The sequence below is a fragment of the Streptomyces natalensis ATCC 27448 genome, assembly GCF_000935125.1.
In the GTDB taxonomy this organism is placed as follows: Bacteria; Actinomycetota; Actinomycetes; order Streptomycetales; family Streptomycetaceae; genus Streptomyces; species Streptomyces natalensis.
This window is the reverse complement of the sequence record NZ_JRKI01000027.1, coordinates 42,263-56,228: the sequence shown is the minus strand read 5'-3', so window position 1 is coordinate 56,228 and position 13,966 is coordinate 42,263. Positions and strand designations below refer to the sequence as shown.

Below are 13,966 nucleotides of genomic sequence, written 5' to 3'. Positions count from 1 at the left end.
GCGAGCGCAAAATTGACGAATCCCTGACACCGCGAGGCAACCTGCGGGGACCCGGCGCGACACCGTGCGGCTGACGCGCCTCGGCGCGTCCCAGGAGGGACGGTCAATCCGCCAATTCCCTTGTGCTGAACGGGAGTTTCCACACGTTCCGGCGGTGTACGGCCGCCAGTGCCTGGTGCAGGGGGGACGGCGGCACGGTCAGCACCGTGCAGGAGGCCCGTGCCACGCAGTACCGGGACACGGAGGGCCACACCGCACGGCGCAGCCTGCCGCGCGCTCCGGCACCGATCACCAGAAGATCGTCGTTCCGGTCGGCGGCCGCCAGCAGTACCTTGCCCGGCCTGCCCGGTGCGACCAGGCGCTGGAACGGGATCCCCGGTCCGTCGCTGCCGAACGCGGTGTCGAGCGCCTCATCGAGCCGCTCGCCCGCCATCCGGCGCCAGGCGGCGGTCAGAGACGGCGGGCACGGCCCGCCGCGGTGCGGGATGTCGCCACCGGGCGGCTCCCAGGCCAGAACGGCCCACAGCTCCGCACCCCGCACCCGGGCTTCGGCGGCGGCGCGGTGCAGAGCCGTCAGACTCCCCAACGAACCGCTGACACCGACCACCACGCGCCGACCGAGGTGTCCGCCCACGGTCCACACTCCTTGTGCCGCGCCGCGCTTCCGTTCCGCGGCTCCTTCTCGCGTTGCTGCTCGCGTTTCAGTCTCGATTCATCGGATCGTCGCCGGTGGAGCGGCCGAGGTTTGTTGGCACTTCCTTTACGCGGGCACGGCAGACCCTGTCGCTGCCATGACGACAGCCGGGCACCTGGGGCAGCCGGGACGGGCGGGAGCGGCACGTGGCCGAGTGCCCTTCATCAGCCGGAGCCCGGGCCGAGCGCGGCAGAGCAGCGGCGCAGGGGTCAGAGTTACGTCAACGTCTTCGAACTCCCTCGCGGTATGTGCCGACGCACAGTGACGATGCTCCCAGGAACCTCGCACGCCGACCGGTGCCGTGCCGTGCCGACGCTTCGTCATGGCGCCCGGCGTGCTGCTTTCTTGAAGAGGGGTACGTGGAGGAGTACGTGATGGGGCGGGGCGGCGATGCGGCCGACGGACCGGGGACGCGCCCCGGCCGGCTCAAGGTTTTTCTCGGGGCTGCTCCCGGGGTGGGCAAGACCTACCGGATGCTGGACGAAGGCCGGCGCCGGGCCGCCCGCGGTACGCGAGTGGTGGTGGCCTTCGCGGAGTGTCACGGCCGCACGTCCACCGAGGCCATGCTCGACGGGCTGGACGTCCTGCCTCAGGTGACGCGCAGCCATCGCGGTGCGGACTTCGCCGAGGTCGACCTGGACCGGGCGCTGGAGCTGCGCCCGCAGGTGGTGCTCATCGACGAACTCGCGCACACCAACGCCCCGGGCGGCCGGAACACCAAACGGTGGCGGGACGTCGAGGAACTGCTCGCCGCCGGGATCGACGTCGCGGCCACGCTCAACATCCAGCACCTGGACTCGCTCAGCGATGTGGTCGAGAAGATCACCGGTGTGCCGCAGTACGAGACCGTGCCCGACGAATTCGTCCGCCGTGCCGACCAGATCGAACTGGTCGACCTGCCGGCCGAGGGGCTGCGGCGCCGTATGGCGCACGGCAACATCTACCCGCCGGAGAAGGTCGACGCGGCACTCTCGCGCTACTTCCGGCTCGGGAACCTCACCGCGCTGCGCGAGCTGGCGCTGCTGTGGGTGGCGGGCCGGGTGGACGAGGCGCTGCGCAAGTACCGGGACGAGCACCGCATCGGCCGGGTGTGGGAGACCCGCGAACGGGTCGTGGTCGCGCTCACCGGCGGGCCGGAGGGCGCGACGCTGATCCGCCGGGCCGCCCGGATCGTGAGCCGCTCGTCCGGCGATCTGCTGGCCGTCCACATCACCCGCAGCCATGACCCGGCCGGCTCCTCGCCCGCCGCGTTGGCCGGACAGCGGCAGCTCACCGAGAGCCTCGGGGGCAGCTACCACTCGGTGGTGGGCGACGACGTGCCCGCCGCCCTGCTGGACTTCGCCCGGTCCCAGAACGCCACCCAACTGGTCATCGGTGCCAGCCGCCGGGGCCGACTGCGGCGCGTGCTGATGCCCCGCGGAGTCGGGGAGACCGTGGTCCAGCTCTCCGGCGACATCGACGTCCACACGGTGACGCACGAACACGCCGGCCAGGGACGGCGATGGGCCGCCCCGGGGAGCGGCCTGCCACGCTTCCGGCGGGTGGCCGGACCGGTGGCCGGCCTCGTACTCCCCCTGCTGCTCACCCTGCTACTGCGCACCGTCTCCGGCCCGCTGGCACTCAACCTCACCAGCGAGGCACTGCTCTTCCTGCTCACCGTGCTGGGAGTGGCCTGTATCGGCGGGGTGGTCTCCGCGCTGCTCGCCTCGGTGACGACCTCGCTGCTGCTGAACTACTACTTCATTCCGCCCATCGGCCACTTCAGCTTCGCCGGAACCAATATCGTCGTCGCCCAGGCCGCCCTGACGACGGTCGCCGTCACCGTCGCCGCCATCGTCGACCGCTCGTTGCGGCTGAGCCGGCGGGCCGCACGGGCGACCGCGGAAGCGGAAACCCTCACCTCGCTGGCCGGCGGCATCCTGCGCGAGGACCGGGCCGTACCGGTCCTCCTGGAACGGACCCGCGAGACCTTCGGCATGGACGGCATCGCACTGCGGCCGCGCGGCGGGGACACCGATCCCGGTGCCATGAGCAGCCCGTTGCCGGACTCGGCGGACGATCACGAGACCAGGGTCGCGATCGGGGACGACAGCGTCCTGGTGCTGAGCGGACGCCGGCTGCCCGCTGCCGAGCACCGTGTCCTCACGGCCTTCGCGGCGCATCTGACCGCGGCCGTCGAACGCGCCCGGCTCGCCGAGGCCGCGGCCGAGGTCGAACCGGTCAAGGCGGCCAACCGCATGCGCACCGCACTCCTCGCCGCGGTCGGCCACGACCTGCGGACACCGCTGTCCGGCTGCTGGGCTGCCATCAGCTCGCTGCGCAGCCGCGACGTCGACTTCTCCCCCGAGGACCGCGAGGAACTCCTGGCCACCGCCGAGGAGTGCCTGGCCAAACTCAGCCGTCTGGTCGACAACCTCCTCGACATGAGCAGGCTCCAGGCCGGTGCGCTGACCCTGCATCTGGAGCCGATCGCGCTCACCGAAGTGCTCCCGGCAGCGCTGGACACCCTGCCCGGCTCACCCCCGCAGGTGCTCGCCCATGTGCTGACCCAAGGGCTGGAGACCGCCCCCGATGTGCTCGCGGACCCACCGCTGCTGGAGCGCGTCCTCGCCAACTTGGTGTCCAACGCGGTACGTCATTCGCCCGCCGGGCGCCCGGTGACGATCGGCGCCAGTGCGCTGGCCGGACGGGTGGAGCTGAGGATCACCGACCGCGGCCCGGGCATCCAACTTCCCGACCGGGAGCGGGCGTTCGAGCCGTTTCAGCGGCTCGGCGACACCGACAACACCACCGGCCTCGGGCTCGGCCTCGCTCTCTCCCGCGGTCTCACGGAGGCGATGGGCGGCACCCTCACACCCGAGGAGACTCCCGGCGGCGGTCTGACGATGGTCGTCTCCCTGCCCGCCGCGCCGGTGCCGGCGGTACGGGACGAGCTCGCCGTACGGGGCACGCCTGCCTCGTACGGATCCTGTTAGGGAACCGGCCGCGTTGTTCGTCTGCCCATCGCATCGCCGACACGCTGGTACCGGTCGGTCGTGGGATGAGAATCGAGGAGGTCCCTGATGCGCGGAGTTTCGATGGTGGCGGTGGGGGTGTCGTGAGCGTGGAGCGAGTGGTGGGACTGCTGGTGGCGGCCGCGCTGGTCGGGCTGCTGGTGCTCGGCGTCAAGTTCCCGGACCGGTTCTGAGCCGCGTCCGCTGACCTCCGCGCCTCCGGAGTCATGACGTTCACTCGTCGCCGAGCCCGGCGTCTTCGAGATCCAGTCGGCGTTGCAGCCGCCGCCGGGTGAGGTCGCTGATGTGGTTGTCCGCGTACAGACGTTGGAGCTGTGCCGTTTCGGCGGCTATCACGGTGCGGCGCAGTTCCCGGTAGCCGGCTGCGGAGAGCCATGAGGACGAGGTGACGTCGTCGGACCGGTCGGCGTCGGCCTGGTCCAGGCGGGCGAGCAGGCCCCGGCGCAACTGGTCGATGAGCGGGGCGGGCGCGGCCTCGACGGCTTCGAGCTCATCCAGGCGGTCCAGCCCGGCCCGAGCCAGGCCGGCGCGGGCGTGCGCCTCCTCCCGGGCGGTGTGCTCCGGTTGCAGGGCGATCTTGGACCAGCGGACGACCGGTGCCAGTGTGAAGCCCTGGAGGACGAGGGTGAAGACGACGACGCCAGTGGTCAGGACCAGGATCAGCGGGCGGTGCGGCAGGGGGTTGCCGTCGTCGGCGGCCAAGGGGATGGACAGGGCGGCGGCCAGCGGCATCACGCCGCGGGTGCCGGCCCAGGAAACCACCGCGGGGATCCGCCAGGTGACCGTGCCGTTGCCGCGGCGGCGCTGCATGACGGCGGAGAGGGGAACGACCCCGAGAAGCCGTACGGCGATCACGGTGCCGGCGACCGCGAGCACACCGAGCGGCCAGCCGCGCTCGTCCGCGGTCAGTTGGCGTACCAGCGCCGGCAGTTCCAGGCCGATGAGGGCGAAGACCACGCTCTCCAGCAGGAAGACCACCGTGCCGTAGACGGCGTGCACCTGGAGCCGGATGGTGGCGTTGGTGAGCTTGTGCCCGGTGCTGCCGAGCACCACCCCCGCCACCACGACCGCGGTCACGCCCGAGGTGTGCAGGTCCTCGGCGAGGACGTAGGCGGCGTACGGAGTGACCAGGGCGATCACCGTCTCCAGCACCGGGTCCTCGGTCCGCCGCCGGATCAGCGCCACCACCCCCGCGACGGCACCACCGACCAGCGCCCCGCCACCGCCGAGCACCACGAACTGACCGCCGGCCGCGGGAAGGGTGACCGCATGGGCGGCTATGGCGGTGCCCACTGCGACCTTGAAGAGGACCAGGCTGGTGGCGTCGTTGAAGAGGCTTTCGGACTGGACCAGTACCTGGATGCGCGGCGGCAGCGCGATCTTGCGGCCCAGCGCCGTCACCGCGACCGGGTCGGTGCTGGCCAGCACCGACCCCAGGACGAACGCCATGGTGGTGTTGAGCGGGGTGACCACGGAGGCCACCGCCCCCACGGCCGCCGCGGTGGCCAGCACCAGCCCGAAGGCCAGGACGGTCACCGGCCGCCACACCACCCGCAGTTCACGCCACGGAATCTCCTCGGCGGACGCGAACAGCAACGGCGGCAGCACGACCACACTGATCACCTCGGGCGCCACCTGAACGTCCGGTATCCACGGCAGCATCCCGATGAGCAGGCCACCGACGACGAGCAGCGAAGGGGCGGGAATGCGCCAGTGTCGCGCGCCGGTGGCCACCGAAGTGGCGAACACGACGAGAAGGAGGAGGGCAGTAAGGTCGGTCACGTACTCGTCTCTCGGTGGCTTCGGCCCATGCTGAACCGTCGCCGACCAGACTTCCCGGCACTCCACAGGAAAACGTACCGGGTGTTGTCAGGTTTCTGCCACCGTCTTACTGACTTCGGGTCGTCAGCGGTGCACACACTTCGCGCCATGGGCCAGGTGCGGCTGCCGTCGATCAGCTGAGGCTCACGGGAGCGAAGACGCCCTCGGGTTCCAGGGCGCAGTGTGCCGCGCGTGCGGGAAACCGGTGTCCGGGTGCCCGGCGCACGCCGCCGTGGTGCGAGCGGTTCGCCGGTCCTGTCGAGGCTCGGCCTCAGGGCTTGGTGGCCGAGGTGCGCAGCATCAGATGGCAGGGGTGCTCCTCGCCGTCGCGGAGGAAGGTGAGCCGTACATGGATCTCACCTGCCTGCGGCGCCAGGGCGGGCTGCGCGGTGATGCTGCCACGGGTGCATGTGCCGTCGTCCGCGGCTCCGTAGGCGCCGCCCCGGTCGACGTATTCGTTGCCGATGTCGTCCATCGCCTCCAGGGCCAGCAGCACGGGGGTGGCCTCGGCCGCGTCCGGCAGGGGCGGCGCGACGGTGTAGTGGAGGGAGAAGGAGTCGTCTCGCCGTTTCAGGGCGTGGACGGAGAGCTCGTGGCCGCCGTTGAGGATCGTCACCGAGGCGAGGGTGGTGCGCGGAGTGCGGCGCGTCGTCATGGGGGGCTCCTCGTGATCGGTGCTGTTCAGGCGGCGAGACCCGCGACGCGGCGCGCGGGCTGTCCGGTGAGATGGTGAAGGTACTCGTGCTCCAGGCGGAAACCGGCGGTCCAGGCGAGGAGCCGGCTGGGGCGGTTGTCCCCCGAGCACGTCCAGCTGGGGGTGTGGCCGCGGGCGGTGATGTCCTGGCACAGGGAGGTGACGCAGGCCAGTGCGAGGCGCTGGCGGCAGTGTTCGGAAACGGTGAGGCAGGCGACGTCCTCGTATGTGCTGCCCCGGAAGTATGTGCAGGCCAGGGCCAGCACACGGTCCCTCCCGAAGGCCGCCCAGCCGTGTCCCGAGGCGGCGAGACCTGCCGGGCCTCCCCAACTGGCATGTATCCAGGCCGACTCGGCCCCCAGCGCCGCAACCGCTGGAGCGTCCTCGGGCGTCAGTCGGCGCACCGTCACCCCACGAGAGGGGTGCGAAGGCGGCGGTACGGGCACGCGGCGGACGTAGCCCATGCGCTCCCACGGCACGAGGACGTCGAACGCATGGCTCAGCAGGGGCAGGAAGCGGGCCGGGGCCTGGACATGGTGCGCGGCGAACGGCGCGAGTGCGAGCGGAGCCAGGGCGGTGGGGTCGCCGCGGAGCAGCAGGTGGTCGGCGCAGGCCACGGCGATGGCTCGGGGGTCGACGGGACGGTCGGCCCACCAGTGACCTGCTCCCGGGACCAGCGCGTGTTCGGCCAGCGCCGTTGCCCCAGGGGGCCCGGCGGCGAACCAGTGGGAGACTGCGGCGGCTTGATCGTGGGAGAGCTTGATCACGGTGGCTCCTTGTGACGCTCGCGGGTGGAGGGGCGGGGCGGCACGGTGCCGCCCCGCCCGGTCGTTCAGCTCTGGCCGGCCCTACTGCCGTGGTTGGCCTTCTTCTTGCGGCGGGCCGACTTCTTACGGGCGCGCTTGGACATGGGCACAGGGGCCTTTCGTTCTGGGGACATTGCCTGATGGCCCATCAGGCAAGGGTGTTCCTCGGCGAATTGGTGTATCTCTGACGGTGGTGTTCCGCAGACGGTGGTGTTCCTCAGGCGTGCTGCCCGACCAGCTGGTCGGCGAGTTTGGTGAGGCGCTTGAGCGTGCGGTCCTCGGTCGCGACGGGGGCGGGCTCCACGCGCTGGTCGCGGTCGTAGTAGGTGCCGTTGACGATCTCCGTGGCCGGGTCGCAGAGGCGTACGACATGGGCGGCGCCCTCCGTCGCGGGTTCACCGCTGTTCGCATAGAGCGGCAGCAGGTCTGTTTCGCAGACGCCCGGGTGCACGGAGACAGCCGTGACCCGCGGGTCGGCGGCGAAGACGGTGAGCGCGAGCTGCGACTGTGCGTAGGCGGCGAGCCGGGAGTAGCGGCGGGCGCGGTGCGGGTCGCTCCACTGGATGGAGGCGGTGCGGTGCAGCGACGAGGACACGTTGACGACCCGGCCGCCGGGGTCGGTGGTGAGTGCGGGTTCCAGGAGGCAGGTCAGCAGGTAGTGCGCGAGGAAGTTGACCTGCAAGGCGATTTCGTTGCCGTCGGCGGTGAGGGTGTGGCGTTCCGGGGCGGCGGTGGCGGCGTTGTTGACCAGGACGTCGAGGTGCGGATGCTCGACAACGACGCGCCGCGCCATGGTCTCGACCTCCTCCAGACGTGTGAAGTCCGCGCTGAATGCGCAGAGTTGGGCCGCGTCGATGCCTGCGACGGCGACGAGCTTGTCCGTGGCTGCCTGTGCGTCTTCGGCCGTGCGGCCGTGGACGAGGACGGTGGCACCGCGCTCGGCGAGCTGCCGGGCGGTCTCGTAGCCGATGCCGGAGGTGGCGCCGGTCACCAGGACGGTACGGGAGGAAAGGTCGAAGACGGACATGATCTCTTCCGGGTAGGAGAAACGGGTGGTACGCCGAATCGGCCCTCGGGGGGCGGCGGCGTACGGGTATACAAAAAGGGACGCCGGATCAGGTCACGGCGCGTAGTAGGGGTGCGGGAGAGGTATCAGCGGAAGGCGGAAATCTCCAGGCAGCATGGCGCACGACACGGACCCGCCGGATGAGGCGGACGGTCGAGCAGAAGCCAGGCGCTGTTCACGTCACCATCACATGCCCGGCGGCTCACCGGCGCAAGAGTCTCCCGCACCTCTTGATGTACCTCTGATGAGCTGCCGCTGTCGACATGACCGCGTTGGCGTCCGCTTGGACCAAAGGGCGAGGCAAAGGGCGAGGCAAAGGGCATGGGGGAGTAGGTGGTGGGGAGGCGAGTTGCTGAACGCTCATCACGAAACGACGTGGTCCCGTAAGGCCCGGACTTCGTGAGGGAACCCGATCTCTCAGCGTCGCGCCCGAGCGTGGGATGGCTCGACGAGGCGATCGTCGGAGAGCCGAGTGCCGGCCTGCTTGACGTGCTTCAGCACGGGTGAGACCTCCATACTCTGCAGTCCGGCCAGGGACCCGATGCGATCCGACGTGAACTCGAACAGTTCGTCGAGGTCCCGGCAGTGCGCCACGGCGTGGAGGTTCCAGGGCCCGGAGATGGCTGCGGCGAAGGCGATCTCGGGTTCCTGCGCGAGTGCGCGGCCCGCGCTCTTCACCGCCGACGGGTGCACGCGAAGCCAGAGGTTCGCGCGAGCGTGATAGCCCAAGGCTGCTGCGGCGATCTCGACATCGATGTGGACGACGCGATGCTGGAGCAGAGCATCAAGGCGTCGCGAGACGCGTCCGGGAGTGAGGCCGGCGGCCGTGGCGAGATCGACGAGACTCGCGCGGCCATCCGCAGCGAGCGCATCGAGCATCTTCTCGTCCTCGGGGGTGAGGTGCAGTGGCTCGCGAGTGACGACCGGGGACTCGGTGAAAGGGGGCCCGCCGCTGCCCAGCGAGGCTTCCTCCTCCGGGGACAGTGTGCCCTGTAGAGCGGACCAGTAGTGGCCGCGCCCTCCGAGGAACTGGCGGAGCATGGCGAAGGCGTTGATGTCGATCACCGCGGCAGTGCGGGGAAGCCGCTGCCCCAGGAGGTCCTCGCGTTGTTCCCGCGTCCGGGACTGCGTTGCGCAGGTGACCTCGCAGCCCGCCGCGCTCAGGGCTACCCAGTTGACGTCGTCACGCTTGGCGAGCGCGTCGGCGATCGCCGCGACACTGCCGGGTCGGCAGCGCAGTCGCACCAGCCACCTGCTCTGCCCCAGGGATCCTGGGTTGACCACGCCGGCCACGCGGATGACGCCGTCGGCGCGCAGGCGGCGATACCGGCGGTTGACGGCGCCCTCGGTCAGGCCGAGCGCGGCCGCGATCGAGGCGAACGAAGCCCGCGGAGCGATCTGCAACGCACGAATGATTCGCACGTCGTCGAGCTGTACCGAAGCGGATTCCGTTATGAGAGCCCTTGCCATGCCGGCAATCGTACAAAGGGGTGCTCGTGACTGGCCTGCGATGCAGTGCGGGCGAAACGCTTGAAGCGCACGGGGTGAGAGGCCACACCACCGGGCTCACCCTGTGCCGACCCGGGGCCTCGACGAAGCCCGAACGGAATACAACGCGCGAAGACGCGAAGACGCGAAGACGCGAAGACGCGAAGACGCGAAGACGCGAAGACCCGAAGACGCGAAGACCCGAAGAACGGAGATGACGCTGGATGTCATCGACTGGGACTGACCCACACCAACCGACCGCTCTCATCATCGGGGCGTCGCGCGGCCTCGGCCACGCGATGGCGGCCGAGTTCGTCGACAGGGGATGGAACGTCGTCGGCACCGTCCGCGACACCACTGCCCGAACGCCGCTGCACGCTCTCGCGGACCACGCCGACGGGCGCGTCACCATCGAGCATCTCGACATCAACGACCCCGGTCATCTGCCCCCGCTGTACGAACGTCTGGCACAACGCCGACTCGACGTGCTCTTCGTCAACGCGGGCACCACCAACAATGAGCAGAGGCCGATCGGCGCGGTCGCGGCAGCCGACTTCATCGACGTGATGGTCACCAACGCGCTCAGCCCCATGCGCGTCATCGAAGCCCTCGAAGACCTGGTGTCCCCGACGGGACTCATCGGGGCGATGTCCTCCGGACAGGGCAGCATCACGAACAACACGGCCGGAGGCCGCGAGGTCTACCGAGGGAGCAAAGCAGCCCTGAACATGTTCATGAAGAGCTTCGCGGCCCGACAAGGTGAGACGCAGCGCACCTTCGTGCTCATGGCGCCGGGCTGGATCCGCACCGCCCTGGGTGGTCCGGACGCGCCGTTCACCATCGAGGAGAGCGTCCCTTTGCTGGTGGACGTCCTGCTCTCCAAACTGGGCACGCCCGGTCTGGCGTATCTGGACCGCTTCGGCCAGACCGTCCCCTGGTGAGCCCTGCCATCTGCTGAACGCAACCTGACGCAGATCCCACGGCAGCCCGGCGTGATGCAGACACAACGGACGGCAGTGAACCTGCTGTAGCCAGAGCAACGACCGAGCCTTCCGGCCCTGCCGCCCATCCCAGCACCCACCGGCCGCGACTTCGCCGACCCCGAAGCGGCCTCAAGGAGGAGATCGTGCCTCTCATCGCCATCGAAGAACACTGGAGTAAGCCGGACCTGACGGCCGCCCTCCACGCCCTGCCGCAACCGGATGAAAGCCTCGTCCTCGGGGAAATGGACGACAACCAGGAGCGCCTGGAGGACCTGGAGGCGCGCCGCACGGCAACCATGGACGCCCAGGGCATCGACCTGTCGATCCTCGCCCTGATCCCGCCCGGATCCCAGTCGCTGCCACCCAGGGAAGCCCTCGCGATGAGTCGCTCTGCGAACGACGTGGCCGCGGCGGCCGTCGCCCGCAACCCTGCCCGCTTTCGTTCGCTGTCCACCCTGCCCATGTCCTCACCGAAGGACGTTGCGGCCGAGCTTGAACGAGCCGCGGGTATGGGGCACGTGGGAACCATGGTCTACGGCCGATCAGGGAACCTGTTTCTCGACGATCCCGTCTACGACGAGTTTTTCGGCGCGGCATCGGAACTCCGTCAGCCCGTGTTCATCCACCCTCAACTGCCGTCAACTGGTGTCCGTGATGCCTCATATCGCGGATTCGACCCCATGACGGAACTCGCCCTGGCCACTTTCGGCTGGGGATGGCACATGGATACCGCAACAGCGGCGCTGCGGCTGATCCTCCGAGGTACTTTCGACCGTCATCCCGACCTTCAGGTCGTGCTCGGCCATTGGGGAGAGATGCTGCTGTTCTGGCTGGATCGGGCCGACAGCATCTCCCGGATCGCCGGCCTGCGGCGCTCCGTATCCGACTACATCCGATCGAATTTCTACATCACCAACTCCGGCATGCTCAACCCAGCACTCCTACAGCACGCCCTGTCGGTTACCTCAGTCGACCGTTTGATTTTCTCGACCGACTACCCCTTCCAACGACCGGCCGAAGAGGAGATCCGTTCCTTCATGGGGCACTTCTCCTCCGAGGCGGAACGCCAACAGTTCTCATTTCGCAATGCGGCATCGGTGTTTGACATTCACGTCTAGACCTGGACGAGTAGGTCCAGACGACTGGTTCGAGTAGTTTCATTGTCCGAGCTGTTGCGCGGGTTTGATGTCGAATGCCCGCGTGGTCGGACCGGCGCCGTGCCCAGGGGTGCTGCTGGAGGCCGACGGAGGGGGACCGATCCCTGTCGAGTGCCGGCCTCCAGGCGTCCGTCAGGAAACGGAGGAGCTGTACATCCCGCCGAGCCGGCGGATCTCCTCCAAGAGCCGTGACCAGCCAGTTCATCAGATATGTGGTGATGTAAGAGCGGTCGTAGGTCTGATGCCGGTCGAAGAAGTCGGCCTCGTCCCGTGACAGCCGAAGCGGGAGGAGACCGCGAGGCCGTAGTCCGCGAAGTAGAGGCGCCGACCGTCGGTCAGGATGTTCTCGAAATGCGCGTCGAAGTGCAGGAGCCCCCGAGCGTTCATGAACGAGATTCCGGCTTCCAGGTTTTTCTCCACCATGGTGCAGGCCCGGTCGGCAGCCTCGTCGCCTGCTTCGATCTGAGTGCCCAGCCACTGGTGCAGGTTCTGCGGGATGTACTCCAGGAACAGCGCGACGCTCGCCGAGGACTGCCGGAGAGCCTCGATCCGGCGGCGCACCTGCGATCCGCCGCCCCAGTAGGCAACAGCCCGTTCGACGTCGGCCAGTTCCTCGGGCAAGGGCGTCGAGTCGGGCAGCACCCGCCAGTGGTACATCAGGGGGAAGCCCTCGTGCTGGAGTCCTTGGCGTGCGCCTGCTCTGGCTCGTAGACCTGTGGCAGGTCGCGCTCGCGGCGCATCGGGCTCATGGCGAGGATGAGCCAGCAGGGTGCGACGATACTCGTCGTGATCCACATGGCCGACCGGTATCCGACGGCGTCGCCGAGCACGCCGCCGAGCAGGGAACCGATCGGGATGGTGCTGTGGTTGATCATCATGGATGTCGCCACGACCCGGCCGAGCATGTGCGGCGGGCAGTAGGTCTGCCGAAAGCTGCCGACCACGATGTTGGCCACGGAGATGCCGATCCCGACGAGCAAGGCTCCCATCGCGAACAGCAGCAGTCCCGTCCCTGCCGTGGTCATCGGCATGAGCAACGCGAACGGCGAGGTGGCGGCTTGCAGGAGAAGCAGACCGCGCGCGGTGCCGAACCGCCGGCTGACCCTGGTGGCCACCAGTGCGCCCACGATGCCACCGGTGCTGCCGCTGGCCAGCAGCAACCCGACCGTGGCCGGGTTCAGCCCGACGGTGCGGACGAGGAACACGACTTGGACCGCTTGGTAGCCCATCAGCGCCATGTTGATCACGGCGCCCCAGGTGACCATCGGCCGCAGGTAGCGGTCCCGGCTCACGAAGCGGAGCCCTTCGATGATCTGCCGTCGGAGGGAGGCGTGTTCCTCGTCGGGAGCATGGTCCGGCTCGACCGCCCTGATCCGTTTCAGGCAGACCGCGGAGATCATGAACGTCACCGCATCGGCCACGAGTGCGGTGACCGCGCCGAACGCCTGGGCGAGCAGCCCCGCTACGCCCGGCCCGGCGACCTGGGTGACGGCCTCGCTGCCCTGCAGCTTGGCGTTGCCCTCCAGGAGGTCGCGGCCGTCGAGCACGATCCGGATGTACGAGTGGTAGGCAGTGTTGAAGCACACCGCCGCGGTGCCGCAGATCAACGCGACGACGGCCATGTGCTCAAAGGTGAGCGCGTCGAACCATGCCGCCAGTGGAATGCTCACCAGCGCCGCGGCGGACACCAGATCGCACGCGATCATCAGTGGCCTTTTGCGTATCCGGTCCACCCATGCACCCACTGGCAGACCGACCAGCAGCCAAGGCAGCCACACCGCCGCGGAGATCAGGCCGACAACGGTTGAGTTGGCGCCCAACACCCCCACCGCGATCAGCGGCAAGGCCACCACGGTGATGCTGTTTCCCAACCCACTCACGGTCTCGCCCAGCCAGAGCAGACGGAAATCCCGTTGGGTGAAAACTCCCCAGCGTGTTCGGGGTCGGTCAGATGTGCCATTCATCGGGTTCACCCGAGGCATCATGCCGTGAGCTCTCACAACCCGTCGTGTGGGTTGAGCAGTTGAGCTGACGGACACCTGAAGCCGCTGGTAGATGGGTATGCGACCAAGAAGGTCCATGTCGACCGGAGGCTTCAGGTTTTCGTCTACCCGTCCGGACTGGACCTGTCCAGCCCCAGCCCAGCCCAGCCCTGCCCTGCCCTGCGCTTCCTCGCCACCGCCTACCGCTACATCGCCGAGGCCGTCGCAATCACCGTTCTTCTCGACGAGCGTCCCCTTCGC

At 69.1% G+C, this 13,966-nt stretch carries 12 protein-coding genes and 1 pseudogene; 4 read left to right on the top strand and 9 right to left on the bottom strand.

Annotation, left to right across the window (positions count from 1 at the left end; translation table 11 throughout):
* Window positions 1–103 precede the first annotated feature (103 nt).
* Window positions 104–634, bottom strand: a complete 531-nt coding sequence (locus SNA_RS18665; RefSeq protein WP_030063196.1) for a universal stress protein — start codon at window positions 632–634, stop codon at window positions 104–106.
* Window positions 635–1,068: 434 nt separating this feature from the next.
* Between SNA_RS18665 and SNA_RS18660 the strand changes: the two genes are divergently transcribed.
* Together SNA_RS18660 and SNA_RS39800 are read left to right on the top strand one after the other, a co-directional pair.
* Window positions 1,069–3,669 (top strand): ATP-binding protein, encoded by a 2,601-nt coding sequence (locus tag SNA_RS18660; RefSeq protein WP_044365965.1) that lies wholly within the window; start codon window positions 1,069–1,071, stop codon window positions 3,667–3,669.
* 122 nt (window positions 3,670–3,791) lie between these two features.
* Window positions 3,792–3,881, top strand: coding sequence for a hypothetical protein (locus SNA_RS39800; RefSeq protein ID WP_037788435.1), 90 nt, complete (start codon window positions 3,792–3,794; stop codon window positions 3,879–3,881).
* Between the two features lie 40 nt (window positions 3,882–3,921).
* Here SNA_RS39800 and SNA_RS18655 read toward each other — a convergent pair whose 3' ends face one another.
* The 6 genes from SNA_RS18655 to SNA_RS18635 all read right to left on the bottom strand — a co-directional run bounded on the left by SNA_RS18655 (window position 3,922) and on the right by SNA_RS18635 (window position 9,565).
* The gene (locus SNA_RS18655; RefSeq protein WP_030063200.1) at window positions 3,922–5,490 is read right to left on the bottom strand and encodes a Na+/H+ antiporter; all 1,569 of its coding nucleotides are present in this window, start codon (window positions 5,488–5,490) and stop codon (window positions 3,922–3,924) included.
* A gap of 310 nt (window positions 5,491–5,800) precedes the next feature.
* Entirely contained in the window at window positions 5,801–6,184 is a 384-nt protein-coding gene (locus SNA_RS18650; RefSeq protein WP_030063201.1) for a hypothetical protein, read from the bottom strand.
* A gap of 26 nt (window positions 6,185–6,210) precedes the next feature.
* Window positions 6,211–6,990 (bottom strand): GNAT family N-acetyltransferase, encoded by a 780-nt coding sequence (locus SNA_RS18645; protein ID WP_030063202.1) that lies wholly within the window; start codon window positions 6,988–6,990, stop codon window positions 6,211–6,213.
* Window positions 6,991–7,055: 65 nt separating this feature from the next.
* Window positions 7,056–7,163 carry a hypothetical protein gene (locus SNA_RS45430; RefSeq protein ID WP_476718248.1) on the bottom strand — a complete coding sequence of 36 codons (108 nt, stop codon included), beginning with the start codon at window positions 7,161–7,163 and terminating at the stop codon, window positions 7,056–7,058.
* Between the two features lie 83 nt (window positions 7,164–7,246).
* Window positions 7,247–8,056 carry an SDR family NAD(P)-dependent oxidoreductase gene (locus SNA_RS18640; RefSeq protein WP_044365918.1) on the bottom strand — a complete coding sequence of 270 codons (810 nt, stop codon included), beginning with the start codon at window positions 8,054–8,056 and terminating at the stop codon, window positions 7,247–7,249.
* 456 nt (window positions 8,057–8,512) lie between these two features.
* A complete protein-coding gene (locus tag SNA_RS18635) occupies window positions 8,513–9,565 on the bottom strand; it encodes an Lrp/AsnC family transcriptional regulator (protein WP_030063204.1) in 1,053 nt (350 codons plus the stop codon).
* 242 nt (window positions 9,566–9,807) lie between these two features.
* Between SNA_RS18635 and SNA_RS18630 the strand changes: the two genes are divergently transcribed.
* Both SNA_RS18630 and SNA_RS18625 read left to right on the top strand, forming a co-directional pair.
* A complete protein-coding gene (locus SNA_RS18630; protein ID WP_030063205.1) occupies window positions 9,808–10,524 on the top strand; it encodes an SDR family NAD(P)-dependent oxidoreductase in 717 nt (238 codons plus the stop codon).
* Window positions 10,525–10,709: 185 nt separating this feature from the next.
* Complete coding sequence (locus SNA_RS18625; RefSeq protein ID WP_030063206.1) at window positions 10,710–11,684, top strand: amidohydrolase family protein; 975 nt, start codon at window positions 10,710–10,712, stop codon at window positions 11,682–11,684.
* Window positions 11,685–11,898: 214 nt separating this feature from the next.
* Here the strand turns inward: SNA_RS18625 and SNA_RS45225 are convergent.
* Together SNA_RS45225 and SNA_RS18615 are read right to left on the bottom strand one after the other, a co-directional pair.
* Window positions 11,899–12,401 (bottom strand): annotated as a pseudogene (locus SNA_RS45225) (protein kinase family protein); the annotation flags it as partial.
* Window positions 12,380–13,687, bottom strand: a complete 1,308-nt coding sequence (locus SNA_RS18615) for an MFS transporter (RefSeq protein WP_044365963.1) — start codon at window positions 13,685–13,687, stop codon at window positions 12,380–12,382. The gene SNA_RS18615 and the pseudogene SNA_RS45225, both read right to left, overlap by 22 nt.
* Window positions 13,688–13,966 lie beyond the last annotated feature (279 nt).